The sequence below is a fragment of the Streptomyces sp. NPDC088810 genome (assembly GCF_044750305.1).
GTDB lineage: Bacteria > Actinomycetota > Actinomycetes > Streptomycetales > Streptomycetaceae > Streptomyces.
The window spans coordinates 142,550-158,342 of the sequence record NZ_JBIVJQ010000007.1 but is presented as its reverse complement, the minus strand read 5'-3'; the positions used below and the strand labels follow the sequence as shown (position 1 = coordinate 158,342).

At 69.0% G+C, this 15,793-nt stretch carries 14 protein-coding genes; 6 read left to right on the top strand and 8 right to left on the bottom strand.

All coding sequences use genetic code 11. The annotated features are described in order from the left end of the window. Positions 1-74: 74 nt before the first annotated feature. The 8 genes from ACIP4Y_RS23030 to rpmH form a co-directional block, all read right to left on the bottom strand. Positions 75-1,175 (bottom strand): ParB/RepB/Spo0J family partition protein, encoded by a 1,101-nt coding sequence (locus ACIP4Y_RS23030; protein ID WP_358635777.1) that lies wholly within the window; start codon positions 1,173-1,175, stop codon positions 75-77. Beyond that, a complete protein-coding gene (locus ACIP4Y_RS23025) occupies positions 1,172-2,245 on the bottom strand; it encodes a ParA family protein (RefSeq protein WP_358636047.1) in 1,074 nt (357 codons plus the stop codon). Before ACIP4Y_RS23025 ends, ACIP4Y_RS23030 begins: the two co-directional genes overlap by 4 nt. A 323-nt stretch (positions 2,246-2,568) precedes the next feature. Beyond that, complete coding sequence (gene rsmG / locus ACIP4Y_RS23020; protein ID WP_059250036.1) at positions 2,569-3,285, bottom strand: 16S rRNA (guanine(527)-N(7))-methyltransferase RsmG; 717 nt, start codon at positions 3,283-3,285, stop codon at positions 2,569-2,571. A 117-nt stretch (positions 3,286-3,402) separates the two neighbouring features. Further along, positions 3,403-3,915 carry a R3H domain-containing nucleic acid-binding protein gene (locus tag ACIP4Y_RS23015; RefSeq protein ID WP_208875608.1) on the bottom strand — a complete coding sequence of 171 codons (513 nt, stop codon included), beginning with the start codon at positions 3,913-3,915 and terminating at the stop codon, positions 3,403-3,405. 15 nt (positions 3,916-3,930) lie between these two features. Continuing rightward, the gene (yidC, locus tag ACIP4Y_RS23010) at positions 3,931-5,202 is read right to left on the bottom strand and encodes a membrane protein insertase YidC (protein ID WP_358635782.1); all 1,272 of its coding nucleotides are present in this window, start codon (positions 5,200-5,202) and stop codon (positions 3,931-3,933) included. A 3-nt stretch (positions 5,203-5,205) separates the two neighbouring features. Next, a complete protein-coding gene (yidD, locus tag ACIP4Y_RS23005; RefSeq protein WP_358635784.1) occupies positions 5,206-5,571 on the bottom strand; it encodes a membrane protein insertion efficiency factor YidD in 366 nt (121 codons plus the stop codon). Beyond that, positions 5,568-5,939, bottom strand: coding sequence for a ribonuclease P protein component (gene rnpA / locus ACIP4Y_RS23000; protein WP_078611778.1), 372 nt, complete (start codon positions 5,937-5,939; stop codon positions 5,568-5,570). The genes yidD and rnpA overlap by 4 nt, the downstream gene beginning before the upstream one ends. A 21-nt stretch (positions 5,940-5,960) precedes the next feature. Next, a complete protein-coding gene (rpmH, locus tag ACIP4Y_RS22995; protein ID WP_003956500.1) occupies positions 5,961-6,098 on the bottom strand; it encodes a 50S ribosomal protein L34 in 138 nt (45 codons plus the stop codon). A 396-nt stretch (positions 6,099-6,494) separates the two neighbouring features. Between rpmH and dnaA the strand changes: the two genes are divergently transcribed. The 6 genes from dnaA to gyrB all read left to right on the top strand — a co-directional run bounded on the left by dnaA (position 6,495) and on the right by gyrB (position 15,756). Further along, the gene (gene dnaA, locus ACIP4Y_RS22990) at positions 6,495-8,447 is read left to right on the top strand and encodes a chromosomal replication initiator protein DnaA (protein WP_401396470.1); all 1,953 of its coding nucleotides are present in this window, start codon (positions 6,495-6,497) and stop codon (positions 8,445-8,447) included. A gap of 932 nt (positions 8,448-9,379) precedes the next feature. Continuing rightward, positions 9,380-10,510: a DNA polymerase III subunit beta gene (gene dnaN / locus ACIP4Y_RS22985; RefSeq protein WP_351601089.1), complete on the top strand. Its 1,131-nt coding sequence runs from the start codon at positions 9,380-9,382 to the stop codon at positions 10,508-10,510. A gap of 191 nt (positions 10,511-10,701) precedes the next feature. Continuing rightward, a complete protein-coding gene (gene gnd, locus ACIP4Y_RS22980; RefSeq protein ID WP_358635789.1) occupies positions 10,702-11,577 on the top strand; it encodes a phosphogluconate dehydrogenase (NAD(+)-dependent, decarboxylating) in 876 nt (291 codons plus the stop codon). A 46-nt stretch (positions 11,578-11,623) separates the two neighbouring features. After that, positions 11,624-12,745, top strand: a complete 1,122-nt coding sequence (gene recF, locus ACIP4Y_RS22975; protein ID WP_401396465.1) for a DNA replication/repair protein RecF — start codon at positions 11,624-11,626, stop codon at positions 12,743-12,745. Next, positions 12,742-13,302 (top strand): DUF721 domain-containing protein, encoded by a 561-nt coding sequence (locus ACIP4Y_RS22970; protein WP_401396462.1) that lies wholly within the window; start codon positions 12,742-12,744, stop codon positions 13,300-13,302. The genes recF and ACIP4Y_RS22970 overlap by 4 nt, the downstream gene beginning before the upstream one ends. Positions 13,303-13,686: 384 nt before the next feature. Further along, a complete protein-coding gene (gene gyrB, locus ACIP4Y_RS22965) occupies positions 13,687-15,756 on the top strand; it encodes a DNA topoisomerase (ATP-hydrolyzing) subunit B (RefSeq protein ID WP_401396459.1) in 2,070 nt (689 codons plus the stop codon). Positions 15,757-15,793 lie beyond the last annotated feature (37 nt).

The following is a 15,793-nucleotide window of genomic DNA, read 5'->3' as shown; positions in this document are numbered from 1 at the left end:
AAAGAGCGGGCCGCGTTCCGGTACCACCGGACACGGCCCGCTCCCCTGCCCCACCGGGCAGAAACACCCGAGGATCAGTCGTGCGTCTCCTCGCCGTCGTTCTCGTGGAGGCTCTTCTGGAGCGCCAGCTTCTCGCCCGGGGCGAGCGTGCTGAGGATCCTTTCGAGGTCGTCCGCGGAGGCGAACTCGACGGTGATCTTGCCCTTCTTCTGGCCCAGCTCGACCTTCACCCGCGTCTCGAAGCGGTCCGAGAGCCGCGTGGCGAGCTCGCTCAACGCCGGCGAGGGCACGGAGCCGGCCCGGGGCCCCCGGGCGCGCGAGGCCTTCTGGGGCCGCGAACCCATCAGGGTCACGATCTCTTCCACGGACCGCACCGACAGCCCCTCGGCGACGATCCGGTGGGCCAGCCGGTCCTGCTCCTCCGAGTCCTCGACGGCCAGCAGCGCCCGGGCATGACCAGCCGAGAGCACGCCGGCGGCCACTCGCTTCTGTACGGTCGGGGAGAGCTTCAGCAGCCGCAGGGTGTTGGAGACCTGCGGGCGGGAACGCCCGATCCGGTCGGCCAGCTGGTCATGCGTGCAGTTGAAGTCCTTCAGCAGCTGGTCGTAGGCAGCGGCCTCTTCGATCGGGTTCAGCTGCGCGCGGTGCAGGTTCTCCAGCAGCGCGTCCAGGAGGAGCTTCTCGTCGTCCGTGGCCCGGACGATGGCCGGGATAGCCTCCAGGCCGGCCTCGCGGCAGGCCCGCCAGCGGCGCTCGCCCATGATCAGCTCATAGCGGGCGGGCCCCAGCTGCCGCACCACGACGGGCTGCAGAAGGCCGACCTCCTTGATGGAGGTGACCAGTTCCTGGAGCGCGTCCTCGTCGAAGATCTCACGGGGCTGGCGTGGGTTCGGCGTGATGGCGTCGAGGGGGATCTCGGCGAAGTGGGCCCCCATCGGAGGCGCAGGCACCTCGGCGCCCGGGCTCGCGGGAGCCGCCTCGGCTTCCTGTGCAACCGGCGGCAGCGTGGCCACCTTTGCCGCGGCCACTCCGCGGTCGGTCGTCAGCACCGGCACGGCTGCGGGGGATGCGGACGCTCCGCCTCCCATCGCCGCCGGGGCCGGGGCCTTCTCGGTCGGGGCAGCGGGAATCAATGCGCCGAGACCACGGCCCAGACCCCTCCGTCGCTCGCTCACTGGATCCCCTCCACCATGCTCGGGTCTTTCTGGGCGCCGATATGGGCCTGGCTTGCGTCGTAGCTGAGGCCGATGCCCTTCAGCGCGATTTCTCGTGCCGCCTCAAGATACGAGAGGGCGCCGCTCGATCCTGGATCGTAAGTGAGCACCGTCTGCCCGTAACTCGGCGCCTCGGAGATACGGACCGAGCGAGGAATGCTCGTCCGCAGCACCTCGTCACCGAAGTGGGTGCGCACCTCTTCCGCGACCTGCGACGCAAGGCGCGTCCGGCCGTCGTACATGGTGAGCAGGATGGTCGACACATGCAGGGTGGGGTTGAGGTGCCCCCGCACCAGGTCGACGTTGCGCAGGAGTTGGCCGAGGCCCTCCAGTGCGTAGTACTCGCACTGGATCGGGATGAGGACCTCGGCGCCCGCGACGAGCGCGTTGACCGTCAACAGTCCGAGCGAGGGCGGGCAGTCGATGAGGATGTAGTCCAACGGCTGCTCGTACGCCTGGATGGCTCGCTGCAGCCGGCTCTCCCGGGCCACCAGGGACACCAGCTCGATCTCCGCACCGGCGAGATCGATGGTGGCGGGGGCACAGAAGAGGCCTTCGACATCCGGGACCGGCTGGACGACCTCGGCGAGAGGCTTGCTCTCCACCAAAACGTCATAGATGGAGGGCACTTCTGCGTGGTGGTCGATTCCCAGGGCCGTGGACGCGTTGCCCTGAGGGTCGAGGTCGATCACCAGGACGCGGCCACCGTGCAGAGCCAGCGAGGCGGCAAGGTTGACGGTTGTCGTCGTCTTGCCGACGCCGCCCTTCTGGTTGGCGACCACGATGATTCGGGTCTGCTCCGGTCGTGGCAGGCCTTCGCCGGCGCGGCCGAGAGCCTCTACCGCCAGTTGGGCCGCACGACCGATGGGAGTGTCGTCCATCGGGGGCGGTGTTTCACGTGAAACATCCGCCCCCATCGACTCGGTACGGGGACCGGGGACCGGATCGGTCATCGGTCCCGCGATGTTGGCGTCGGACCGCAAGGATTCACTCTCCTCGACTTCAGGCTCGCAATGAACAGAGCCTCCCATGTCTTCGGGGTCGTGAACCAGTGAGGCCTGGCGTTCTGTGGAGAAATCCACCTCTGTGGACAACTCCGTACCCCTCGAGGGGGACGGAGTGTCCGGGGAAACGGGATCCTCTCGAAGGGCACCGAGAGGCTTCCGGTCGCGGGGTTCGGCCGCAGCGCGGCCACGACTGATGATGCCGTGCAGCAGTGAGCGACGTTTCACGTGAAACACGATGCACAGCCGCTGCGACCGGACCTTCGCGACACTCCGGCTTGCGTAGGTTTGGCAGCTTGTGTGGAGTACGTCTCGTCGTCAGGACGGATCAGCGCCGCCCGTCACTCGCATCACCGACGACGGCGAGCGCGGCCGGTGCGGGCCGCCTTGGCTCGCTTCGCGGCGAAGCGCACACCGCCCGGGCTCTCCCCGACCTCGACCCGCACCACCGTGGACAGCGGATCCACCACGCCCTCGCCCACATGGAGGATGGAGGTCTCCACGGCACCGAGCTTGCTGAGGGCGGTGGCCGCGGCCTTCAGCTCCTCCTCTGCGGTGTCGCCCTTGAGCGCGAGCATCTCGCCGTACGGGCGCAGCAGCGGAATGCCCCAGGCGGCCAGACGGTCCAGCGGGGCCACGGCCCGGGCGGTCACCACATGGACCGGCGGCAGCTTGCCCAGGACCTCTTCGGCCCGGCCGCGCACCACGGTGACATGGTCCAGGCCGAGCAGTTCGACGACCTCGGTCAGGAAGTTGGTGCGCCGCAGCAGGGGCTCCAGCAAGGTGATGTTCAGGTCGTCGCGGACCAGGGCCAGCGGGATGCCCGGCAGCCCGGCACCGGAACCGACGTCGCAGACCGTCACTCCCTCCGGGACCGCCTCGGAGAGCACCGCGCAGTTCAGCAGGTGCCGCTCCCACAGGCGGGGCACTTCCCGTGGGCCGATCAGCCCCCGCTGCACGCCCGCCTCGGCGAGCAGCTCCGCATAGCGGACCGCATCGGCGAAGCGATCACCAAACACTTCCCGCGCCTGCTCGGGCGCGGGGGGAAGCTCCGCTGCCTCCGTCACGGGGACCGTCCTTCCGTACAGCGCCGACGCTTCACGCGCCGGCCACCAGAACTACCAGGCTGACAAAATTCGGCCCCGCCTGCTCAACAGACGGGGCCGGTGAAACGAGAGGACCGATCAGGCGGGCAGCACGACGACGAAGCGCTGCGGCTCCTCGCCCTCGGACTCGCTGCGCAGTCCCGCGGCCTTGACCGCGTCGTGCACGACCTTGCGCTCGAACGGGGTCATCGGCTTGAGCTTCACGGGCTCGCCGCTGCTCTTCACCTCGGCGGCGGCCTTGGCGCCCAGCTCGGACAGCTCGGAGCGCTTCTTGGCCCGGTACCCCGCGATGTCCAGCATCAGCCGGCTGCGGTCGCCGGTCTCCCGGTGCACCGCCAGGCGCGTCAGCTCCTGCAGCGCCTCCAGCACCTCGCCGTCCCGGCCGACCAGCTTCTGCAGATCGCGGCTGCCGGTGTCGCTGATGATCGACACGGAGGCCCGGTCGGCCTCGACGTCCATGTCGATGTCGCCGTCGAGGTCGGCGATGTCCAGCAGACCCTCCAGGTAGTCCGCCGCGATCTCACCCTCCTGCTCCAGGCGGGTGAGGGTGTCTGCACCCTCGGCAGCGGCGGAGGTGGTGCCTTCCGTCACGGGATGGGCTCCTTCTTACTTCTTGGACGGGGACTTGGGCCGCTGCGGTCCACCCTTGCGCTGGCCGGACTGGGCCTTGCTGCGGGTGCCCGAGCCGGGCTTCTGGGGCTGCTTGGCAGCGGCGGGCTTGGCGTCCTGCGGCTCGGACTTCTCCAGCGACGGGGAGTCCTCCGCCTGCTTGGCCGTACCCGACTGACGCTGGGACTTGGACTGACGCTTGGGCTGCTGGCGCCGTACGGCGGTGGCCGTGGCGGTGCCGGCGACCGCGCCCTCCTCGGTCTGGGCCGCGGCCTGGGTCGTGCTGTGCGTCACCGAGCCGTCGGCCTGGGCGGCGAGGCCGGCCTTGTTCAGCGCGTTGATGAACTTGCGCTCGAACTCGTTGCGGTCGCGGCCCTTGGCCACGATCGCCTTGACGATGACCTTCTCGCTGCGCCGGCGGACCTTGCCGTGCTGCGTGACGTGCTTGGTCAGGCGCTCCAGGTAGGCGGCCTGGGCCTTGGAACCCGGGGTCGGGTTGTTGTGGATGACGTACATCTGCTGGCCCATGGTCCACACGTTGGTGGTCAGCCAGTAGACGAGGACACCGACCGGGAAGTTGATGCCGAAGACGGCGAACATGACCGGGAAGACGTACATCAGCATCTTCTGCTGCTGCATGAACGGCGTCTTGACCGTCGTGTCGACGTTCTTCGTCATCAGCTGGCGCTGCGTGTAGAACTGCGAGAACGACATCATGACGATCATGACCGCGGTCACGACCCGGACGTCGGTCAGCGTGGCACCCAGCGCCGCGACCTTGTCCGAGCTGTCCATGAACTTGGCGGCGAGCGGAGCACCGAAGATGTGCGCCTTACGGGCGCTGGCGAGCAGCGGCTCGTTGATGACACCGATGGTCTTGCCCGTCGCGATGCCGTTGAGCACGTGGTACAGGGCGAAGAAGAACGGGGACTGCGCCAGGATGGGAAGGCACGAGGAGAGCGGGTTGGTGCCCGTCTCCTTGTACAGCTTCATCATCTCTTCGGACTGGCGCTGCCGGTCGTTCTTGTAGCGCTCCTGGATCTTCTTCATCTCCGGCTGGAGCGTCTGCATCGCGCGCGTCGACTTGATCTGCTTCACGAAGAGCGGGATCAGGCAGATGCGGATCAGAATCACCAGGGACACGATGGACAGGCCCCAGGCCCATCCGGTGTTCGGACCGAAGATCGCGCCGTACACCTTGTGGAACTGGACGATGACCCAGGAGACGGGTGTCGTGATGAAGCTGAAGAGGCTGGCAATCGTGTCCACTAATCATGCTCCTTGGGCATGGGACGAGGTCTCTGCGGCCGGGCTCGAAGGAGACTCGCGAACAAGCTTCGCTTCGGTGGCCGGTTCGGCGGCGGAGGGCCCCGCCTTGCGTGCGCGCCACGCGTTGCGCAGCATTTCGTGCCACCGCGGGCGCTTACGCGGCGGAACATGGTCCACACCGCCGAGCGACCACGGATTGCACCGGAGGATGCGCCAGGCGGTGAGTGCCGTTCCCTTGATCGCACCGTGCCGGTCGATGGCCGTATAGCCGTAGTGGGAGCACGACGGGTAGTACTTGCACACCGGCCCGAGCAGCGGACTGATCGTCCACTGGTACAGCTTGATAAGAGCCAGCAGCGGGTACTTCATCGCGCGCCCCCTCCCAGCAGCCGCTGTAGGGCGGCATCCAGGTCTCGGGCCAGCTGTGCGTGGTCTGCGTCGCCCGCTCCGGGCAGCGCTCGTACGACTACCAGGCTACCGGGGGGAAACAGGGCGACTCGGTCACGCATCAGATGGCGCAGTCTGCGCTTCACTGTGTTGCGCACGACCGCGCCACCCACGGCCTTGCTCACGACGAAACCCGCACGCGTCGGGGGAGCGCTCTCCCCAGGCGCGTGCGGGTCCGTGGCACCGCTACGAAGGTGGACGACGAGAGTCGGGCGTCCGGCCCGACGACCTCGTCGTACAGCGGTCGCGAAGTCCTCGCGCCGCCTCAGCCGGTTCTCGGTGGGCAGCACGACGTCATGACCTGATCGGGATCAGGCGGACAGGCGGGCGCGACCCTTGCTACGGCGGGACGCGAGGATCGCGCGGCCGGCACGGGTGCGCATACGCAGCCGGAAGCCGTGGGTCTTCGCGCGACGACGGTTGTTCGGCTGGAAGGTGCGCTTGCTCACTCGGGGGCTCCAGAAGAAATCGGTAGTGGCGGGGTGCCGTCCTGGCTGTCACCGTGCGCCCACGAGTAGCTCGCTTCACGCCCGAGTGCACCGCTTCCCGATCACCCGAAGTGATCTGTGCCCATCGGAGGCAGGCGGCAGCAGCCATCGACAACTCGACCTGGTTACGGTACGCGGGGCTGCGCCATTCGGTCAAACCAGGGGTCACCGAGAGACACTGTCCACAGGCTGGGGACAACAACTTGAACCGTACCCGCCGCGCTGACTACCGTGGCTGGACTCCGATTCGTTCCCTTGTGCCCCGCCCGAGCGGGACCGCCCCGACCACCCACCCGGATTCCATCCCGACCCGTCCCCGGACCACACGTTCGTGGGACTCGTGAGAGAGCGTGCCCTGTGGCTGACGTACCTGCCGATCTTGCCGCAGTGTGGCCACGAGTACTGGAGCAGCTCCTCGGCGAGGGCCGCGGACAGGGTGTGGAGGCGAAGGACGAGCACTGGATCCGCCGCTGCCAGCCGCTCGCGCTGGTCGCGGACACCGCCCTGCTCGCCGTACCGAACGAATTCGCGAAGGGCGTACTGGAGGGCCGTCTCGCGCCGATCGTCAGCGAGACCCTGAGCCGTGAGTGCGGCCGTCCCATCCGGATCGCGATCACCGTGGACGACTCGGCGGGCGAACCGCCGGCTCCCGCGGCGCCCCCCGCCCCGCAGAGCCCGAAGCCGCGCTACGAGGAGCCGGAGCTGCCCTCCGGACCGTACGAGGGCTACGGCCGCCACCGCGGTGCCGAGCAGCTCCCGGGCACCGAGCCGCGCACCGAGCACCCGCCGGCCCGCCCGGATCAGCTCCCGACCGTCCGCCCGGCCTACCCGTCCGAGTACCACCGCCCCGAGCCCGGCGCCTGGCCGCGCCCCGGGCAGGACGACTACGGCTGGCAGCAGCCCCGGCTCGGCTTCCCCGAGCGGGATCCGTACGCCTCCCCGTCGTCCCAGGACGGCTACGGCTCGGGCGCCGACGCGTACGGCTCACCGGCCCAGGACTACCGCCCGCAGGGCGTGGACCGGCCGCCGTACGAGCAGCAGCGCGGCGAGTACGACGGCCCGCGCGCGGAGTACGAACCGTCCCGCCCGGACTACGACACCGGGCGCGGGGAGTACGACCCGTCCCGGACCGAATATGACCAGCGGGACCCGGTCCGCCGTGAGCGGCCCGAGCCGCCGGCGCACCGCGGCGGCCCCGGCCGCCCGGACGTGCCCCCCACCGGTGCCCCCGGTCCGCTGGCCGCGCAGCCGGCACCGGCGAGCGGCCCCGGTGAGCCGACCGCGCGCCTGAACCCGAAGTACCTCTTCGACACGTTCGTCATCGGCGCCTCCAACCGCTTCGCGCACGCGGCGGCGGTCGCGGTCGCCGAGGCACCCGCGAAGGCGTACAACCCCCTGTTCATCTACGGGGAGTCGGGACTCGGCAAGACGCACCTGCTGCACGCGATCGGGCACTACGCGCGCAGCCTGTACCCGGGCACGCGGGTGCGGTACGTCAGCTCGGAGGAGTTCACCAACGAGTTCATCAACTCCATCCGCGACGGCAAGGGCGACAGCTTCCGCAAGCGCTACCGCGAGATGGACATCCTGCTCGTCGACGACATCCAGTTCCTGGCGGACAAGGAGTCGACGCAGGAGGAGTTCTTCCACACCTTCAACACGCTCCACAACGCCAACAAGCAGATCGTGCTCTCCAGCGACCGGCCGCCCAAGCAGCTGGTCACGCTGGAGGACCGGCTGCGGAACCGTTTCGAGTGGGGCCTGATCACCGACGTCCAGCCGCCGGAACTGGAGACGCGTATCGCGATCCTCCGGAAGAAGGCGGTCCAGGAGCAGCTCAACGCCCCGCCGGAGGTGCTGGAGTTCATCGCCTCCCGGATCTCGCGGAACATCCGCGAGCTGGAGGGCGCGCTGATCCGGGTGACGGCGTTCGCCTCGCTCAACCGGCAGCCGGTGGACCTGGGCCTGACCGAGATCGTCCTGAAGGACCTGATCCCCGGCGGTGAGGACTCGACGCCGGAGATCACGGCGACGGCCATCATGGCGGCGACGGCGGACTACTTCGGGCTCACGGTCGAGGATCTGTGCGGCAGCTCGCGCGGCCGCCAGCTGGTCACGGCCCGGCAGATCGCGATGTACCTGTGCCGGGAGCTGACGGATCTGTCGCTGCCGAAGATCGGCGCGCAGTTCGGCGGCCGTGACCACACGACCGTCATGCACGCCGACCGCAAGATCCGCGCGCTGATGGCCGAGCGGCGCTCGATCTACAACCAGGTCACCGAGCTGACCAACCGCATCAAGAACGGCTGACACGGGCCGTACGGCGGCGCCGAGGGCGCCCTGGGGACAACCACGTCCCCAGGGCGCCCTTTCGTGTGCCGGGCGTCGGCGCAGACCGGTGGGCGCCGCCCCGACGACACGGCTGCGGCAGCTGCGGCCGGGTTCACGCGGGGTGTGCAGCGTTCCTCGTCCGTCATCCGGTGTTCGATTAATTGCCTGGTTACGGCCACTCTCCACAGATTCGGTGACTTTCTTCCGTCCACATCCTGGGGACTGCGGAGTTGTCCCGAACTGCGTCCACAGGGAAGCTGGTCCCACGGCTTCCGCCCAGCTCAGAGGCCTGTGGAATCGTGGACGAACGATCTCCACAGACTGTGGACAACTCGAAGATCCACAGCCTGTGCACGGAGTTGTCCACCGCTCACCCACAGGCTGAGGGCGGTTGTCCCCAGCGATCCCCGGCTTCTCCACAGCGCTGTCCACTGTTCGGCAACGCGGCGCACCCCGTCACCGCGTCGAGTGAAAGGCGTCACAGGAAGCTGCCGGGTTGGGGTGTGGGTAACGTGGGTATTCCTGGGGACACAGCTGGGGAGAACTGCCCTCAGCCTGTGGGCGGAGTGTGCAGAACTTTCTGTTCTCCACAGACAGCCCCAGTTGTCCACCGCCTCCACCCACAGGACCGGTGGATAAAAAACCTGTGCTGAGCTGGGCAAACGTGGTTATCCACGGTATCCACAGGCCCTACTACTACTCCCAACTAGAGAGAGCTCGGCAATCGCTTTGAAGCGGGGGCTGTGCACAACTCGCCGTCTCGCGCCCGGCTGCCCCTCGGACCGACTTGACCCCGACGGGCACCTACTGTCAGTGGGGTGCGTCAGACTGGTCCCCGGTGTCCTTCCCTTCGCAGTGGGCGGTGACACCGAGTCGGAGGACTCAGTAGCAACAGCAGGAGGCGGCTTACGGTGAAGATCCGGGTGGAACGCGACGTACTCGCGGAGGCAGTGGCGTGGGCGGCACGCAGCCTCCCGGCCCGTCCGCCGGCGCCTGTCCTCGCCGGCCTGCTGCTGAAGGCCGAGGACGGCCAGCTGAGCCTGTCGAGCTTCGACTACGAGGTCTCCGCGCGCGTCAGCGTCGAGGCGGAGGTCGAGGAGGAGGGCACCGTCCTCGTCTCCGGCCGCCTGCTCGCCGACATCTCCCGCGCGCTCCCCAACCGGCCGGTGGAGATTTCCACAGACGGTGTACGGGCGACCGTGGTCTGTGGATCCTCCCGGTTCACCCTGCACACCCTGCCGGTGGAGGAGTACCCGGCGCTGCCGCAGATGCCGAACGCGACCGGCACCGTCCCCGGCGAGGTCTTCGCCGCCGCCGTCTCCCAGGTGGCCATCGCGGCCGGCCGTGACGACACGCTCCCGGTGCTCACCGGTGTGCGCATCGAGATCGAGGGCGACACGGTCACCCTGGCCTCCACCGACCGCTACCGCTTCGCGGTCCGCGAGTTCCTGTGGAAGCCGGAGAACCCGGACGCTTCCGCCGTCGCCCTGGTCCCCGCCAAGACGCTGCTGGACACCGCGAAGTCGCTGGGCGCGGGCGACAGCGTCACGCTGGCGCTGTCCGGCTCCGGTGCCGGTGAGGGCCTGATCGGTTTCGAGGGTGCGGGCCGTCGTACGACCACCCGGCTGCTCGAGGGCGACCTGCCGAAGTACCGGACGCTGTTCCCGACCGAGTTCAACTCCGTCGCGGTGATCGAGACCGCGCCGTTCGTCGAGGCCGTCAAGCGTGTGGCGCTGGTGGCCGAGCGGAACACACCGGTGCGGCTGAGCTTCGAGCAGGGCGTGCTGATCCTGGAGGCCGGGTCGAGCGACGACGCACAGGCTGTGGAAAGGGTCGACGCGCAGCTGGAGGGCGACGACATCTCGATCGCCTTCAACCCGACGTTCCTGCTGGACGGTCTGAGCGCGATCGACTCCCCGGTGGCCCAGCTGTCGTTCACCACGTCCACCAAGCCGGCGCTGCTGAGCGGCAAGCCGGCGGTGGATGCCGAGGCCGACGACGCGTACAAGTACCTGATCATGCCGGTGCGGCTCAGCGGCTGATCGTCGTCCACAGCTGTGCACGGTGCCGGGGCCTCCTGTGGGTACCCGGCAGCGTGGCCAGGCGGAGTGGGTGCCCTGGGTTTCCGCAGGTGAGCGCGTATGCCCACAACTGTGCGGGAGGGGTCGGGTCTAGGCTCGGCTCGGCACGAAGGTGCCCCATACGCCACACAGCGACCTAAGGAACACAACTGATGGAGCTCGGTCTCGTCGGCCTCGGCAAGATGGGCGGCAACATGCGCGAGCGGATCCGCCGCGCGGGCCACACCGTCATCGGATACGACCGCAACGCGGACGTCGCGGATGTCCACAGCCTGGAAGAGCTTGTGGGCAAGCTCAGCGGCCCGCGCGTGGTCTGGGTGATGGTCCCGGCCGGCGAGCCCACGCAGTCGACCATCGACCGGCTCGCCGAGCTGCTGGAGCCCGGCGACGTCGTCGTGGACGGCGGCAACTCCCGCTGGACGGACGACGAGAGGCACGCCGAGGAGCTGGCCGCCAAGGGCATAGGCTTCGTGGACTGCGGCGTCTCCGGCGGCGTCTGGGGCCTGGAGAACGGGTACGCGCTCATGTACGGCGGCGACGCCGAGCACGTCGCCAAGGTGCAGCCGGTCTTCGACGCGCTGAAGCCGGAGGGCGACTTCGGTGCGGTCCACGCCGGCAAGGTCGGCGCGGGGCACTTCGCGAAGATGGTCCACAACGGCATCGAGTACGCCATGATGCAGGCCTACGCCGAGGGCTGGGAGCTGCTGGAGAAGGTCGACTCCGTCACGGACGTCCGCGAGGTGTTCCGGTCCTGGCAGGAGGGCACGGTCATCCGGTCCTGGCTGCTGGACCTCGCGGTGAACGCCCTCGACGAGGACGAGCACCTGGAGGGCCTGCGCGGTTATGCACAGGACTCCGGTGAGGGACGCTGGACTGTGGAGGCCGCCATCGACAACGCGGTGCCGCTGCCGGCGATCACCGCGTCGCTGTTCGCGCGGTTCGCCTCCCGCCAGGAGGACTCGCCGCAGATGAAGATGATCGCCGCGCTGCGCAACCAGTTCGGCGGGCACGCCGTAGAGAAGAAGTAGGCCGCGGCAGCAGGCCTGAGACAAGCAGGGAGGTCGGCGGACGACCATGCACGTCACGCATCTTTCGCTGGCCGACTTCCGCTCGTACGCCCGGGCCGAGGTCCCGCTCGACCCGGGCGTCACCGCCTTCGTCGGCCCCAACGGGCAGGGCAAGACCAACCTCGTGGAGGCGGTCGGCTATCTGGCGACCCTCGGCAGCCACCGGGTCGCCTCCGACGCGCCCCTGGTGCGCATGGGCGCCGAGCGGGCCGTCGTCCGGGCACAGGTCCGGCAGGGCGACCGGCAGCAGCTGATCGAGCTGGAGCTGAACCCGGGCAGGGCCAACCGGGCCCGCATCAACCGGTCCTCGCAGGTCAGGCCGCGGGACGTGCTGGGGATCGTACGGACCGTGCTGTTCGCGCCCGAGGACCTCGCCCTCGTCAAAGGCGACCCGGGCGAGCGGCGGCGGTTCCTGGACGAGCTGATCACCGCGCGGTCCCCGCGGATGGCGGGCGTGCGCTCCGACTACGAGCGGGTGCTCAAGCAGCGCAACACCCTGCTGAAGACGGCCGCCCTGGCGCGCCGGCACGGCGGGCGGTCCATGGACCTGTCCACGCTCGACGTCTGGGACCAGCATCTCGCGCGCACGGGCGCCGAGCTGCTCGCCCAGCGGATCGATCTCATCGCCGCCTTGCAGCCGCTCGCCGACAAGGCCTACGAGCAGCTGGCCCCCGGCGGCGGGCCGGTCGCGCTGGAGTACAGGCCGTCGGCTCCCGGTGAGGCGCACACGCGCGAAGAGCTGTACGCCCAGCTGGTGGCGGCGCTGGCCGAGGGCCGCAAGCAGGAGATCGAGCGGGGTGTCACCCTCGTCGGCCCGCACCGGGACGATCTGGTCCTCAAGCTCGGCCAGCTGCCCGCCAAGGGGTACGCCTCGCACGGCGAGTCCTGGTCCTACGCCCTCGCCCTGCGGCTGGCCTCCTACGACCTGCTGCGCGCCGAGGGCAACGAGCCGGTGCTGATCCTGGACGACGTCTTCGCCGAGCTGGACGCCCGCCGCCGGGAACGGCTGGCGGAGCTGGTCGCGCCCGGCGAACAGGTGCTGGTCACGGCCGCCGTGGACGACGACGTACCGCATGTGCTGGCCGGCGCCCGGTACGCGGTGGCCGACGGGGCGGTGGAGCGCGTATGAGCAGCGAGGACCCCACCCCTAAGACCCCCAAGGCCGCGAAGGCGCCGAAGAAGAACGAGCCCTCCGGTGTCGACCTCGCGCGCGTTGCGTTGCGCGCCGCGAAGGAGCAGGCACGCGCACGTGGGGACGCGGCCCGGCAGAAGAAGCAGGCGCGGCGGGGCGGCGGTCTGCGCTCCGGCGCGCGCGCCGACGGCCGCGATCCGATGGCACTGGGCTCGGCGATCAACCGGCTGATCACCGAGCGCGGCTGGGAGACGCCGGCCGCGGTGGGCGGGGTGATGGGCCGCTGGCCGCAGATCGTCGGCGAGGACCTGGCCAAGCACTGTGTGCCGCAGCGGTACGACGAGGACGAGCGGGTCCTGACCGTGCAGTGCGACTCGACGGCCTGGGCGACCCAGCTGCGGGTGCTCGCGCCGACGCTGGTGGCGCGGATCAACGAGGACCTCGGGCACGGCAGCGTACGGATGATCAAGGTGCTGAATCCGGGCGGTCAGACCCGGCGCTACGGCCCGCTGCGGGCCCCCGGGAGTACCGGACCCGGCGATACCTACGGGTGATCTACCTCACGTCGGGAGGCCGTCCCGGCGTCCCGTCACATGCGCGCGCACCGGTGTCGATCACCGCCGTACCGCGCCCGGACGGGCTGCGGACCGCCATCTGACCCCCCAGTAGCCAAGGGTTGACGGCTCAAAGCTCTGAGTGCCGCTGTGAGCCGCTTGGAGCCCCCTTCCGTATATCGGGACCCGGCCGAGACCGGTTGAGGGCGGCACATGGGGACTCAGGTACCGGCAAACCCCCATCGATGTCAGTGCTACCGGTAGACTGGAAGACAATCCCGCCCCAACGTGGGGACCGCCCGGGAAAAGCTGAGCAACGCTGATCAAGGCTTACCAACGCAACATGCCGCAGCCGCTCCGGCAATCCGCCGACGAGCCCGGCTCGTGCTGTGCCAGAAAGGGCGCTTCGTGGCCGATTCCGGCAACCCCAACGAGAACATCCCGTCCACCGACGCAGGCGTGAGCGCCGAGGTCACCGCCTCGGCCTCGTACGACGCCAGCGCCATCACCGTGCTCGAAGGGCTGGACGCGGTCCGCAAGCGGCCCGGCATGTACATCGGCTCCACGGGCGAGCGCGGTCTGCACCACCTGGTGTACGAGGTCGTCGACAACTCGGTCGACGAGGCGCTGGCCGGCTACGCCGACACCATCGACGTGACGATCCTCGCCGACGGCGGTGTGCGCGTCGTCGACAACGGCCGTGGCATCCCGGTGGGCATCGTGCCCTCCGAGGGCAAGCCGGCCGTCGAGGTCGTGCTGACCGTGCTGCACGCGGGCGGCAAGTTCGGCGGCGGCGGGTACGCCGTCTCCGGCGGTCTGCACGGTGTCGGTGTGTCCGTCGTGAACGCGCTGTCCACGAAGGTCGCCGTCGAGGTGAAGACCGACGGCCACCGCTGGACGCAGGACTACAAGATGGGCGTTCCGACGGCTCCGCTGGTCCAGCACGAGGCGACGGAGGAGACCGGCACGTCGGTCACCTTCTGGGCCGACCCGGAGATCTTCGAGACCACCGAGTACTCCTTCGAGACGCTGTCGCGGCGTTTCCAGGAGATGGCGTTCCTCAACAAGGGCCTGACGATCCGGCTCACCGACGAGCGCGAGTCGGCGAAGGCGACGAGCGGTGCGGACGAGGCGGGTGCGGACGAGAAGGCCGAGGTCAAGACCGTCACGTACCACTACGAGGGCGGCATCGTCGACTTCGTGAAGTACCTCAACTCCCGCAAGGGAGAGGCGGTGCACCCCACCGTCGTCTCGCTGGAGGCCGAGGACAAGGACAAGAGCCTGTCCCTCGAGGTCGCCATGCAGTGGAACAGCGGCTACACCGAGGGCGTGTACTCCTTCGCGAACATCATCCACACGCACGAGGGCGGTACGCACGAGGAGGGCTTCCGCGCGGCCCTCACGAGCCTGATCAACAAGTACGCGCGCGACAAGAAGCTGCTGCGCGAGAAGGACGACAACCTCACCGGTGACGACATCCGTGAGGGTCTGACCGCGATCATCTCGGTCAAGCTGAGCGAGCCTCAGTTCGAGGGCCAGACGAAGACCAAGCTGGGCAACACGGAGGCCAAGACCTTCGTGCAGAAGGCGGTCTACGAGCACCTCAACGACTGGCTGGACCGCAACCCGGTCGAGGCCGCGGACATCATCCGCAAGGGCATCCAGGCGGCCACCGCGCGCGTGGCGGCCCGCAAGGCCCGTGACCTGACCCGCCGCAAGGGCCTGCTGGAGTCGGCGTCCCTGCCGGGCAAGCTCTCCGACTGCCAGTCGAACGACCCCACCAAGTGCGAGATCTTCATCGTCGAGGGTGACTCCGCCGGCGGCTCGGCCAAGTCCGGCCGCAACCCGCAGTACCAGGCGATCCTCCCGATCCGCGGCAAGATCCTCAACGTGGAGAAGGCCAGGATCGACAAGATCCTGCAGAACCAGGAGATCCAGGCGCTGATCTCGGCCTTCGGCACCGGTGTGCACGAGGACTTCGACATCGAGAAGCTCCGGTACCACAAGATCATCCTGATGGCGGACGCCGACGTCGACGGCCAGCACATCAGCACCCTGCTGCTGACCTTCCTGTTCCGCTTCATGCGGCCGCTGGTCGAGGCCGGGCACGTGTACCTGTCCCGTCCTCCGCTGTACAAGATCAAGTGGGGCCGGGACGACATCGAGTACGCCTACTCGGACCGCGAGCGCGACGCGCTGATCGAGATGGGCCGGCAGCGCGGCAAGCGCGTCCGCGAGGACTCGATCCAGCGCTTCAAGGGTCTCGGCGAGATGAACGCCGAGGAGCTGCGCGTGACCACGATGGACCAGGAGCACCGGGTCCTCGGCCAGGTCACCCTGGACGACGCCGCCCAGGCCGACGACCTGTTCTCGGTGCTGATGGGCGAGGACGTCGAGGCCCGGCGCCAGTTCATCCAGCGCAACGCCAAGGACGTCCGCTTCCTCGACATCTGAGTCGGTCTCAGCTGACCGCACCAGGAAGGATCTTCAC

Excerpts from the sequence above, each read along its gene's own strand:
- ACIP4Y_RS22970 (WP_401396462.1), top strand. The coding sequence starts at position 12,742 with ATGAGCAGCGAGGACCCCACCCCTAAGACCCCCAAGGCCGCGAAGGCG.
- yidD (WP_358635784.1), bottom strand. The coding sequence starts at position 5,571 with ATGAAGTACCCGCTGCTGGCTCTTATCAAGCTGTACCAGTGGACGATC.
- recF (WP_401396465.1), top strand. The coding sequence starts at position 11,624 with ATGCACGTCACGCATCTTTCGCTGGCCGACTTCCGCTCGTACGCCCGG.
- ACIP4Y_RS23025 (WP_358636047.1), bottom strand. The coding sequence starts at position 2,245 with ATGGGAGGCTCTGTTCATTGCGAGCCTGAAGTCGAGGAGAGTGAATCC.
- gnd (WP_358635789.1), top strand. The coding sequence starts at position 10,702 with ATGGAGCTCGGTCTCGTCGGCCTCGGCAAGATGGGCGGCAACATGCGC.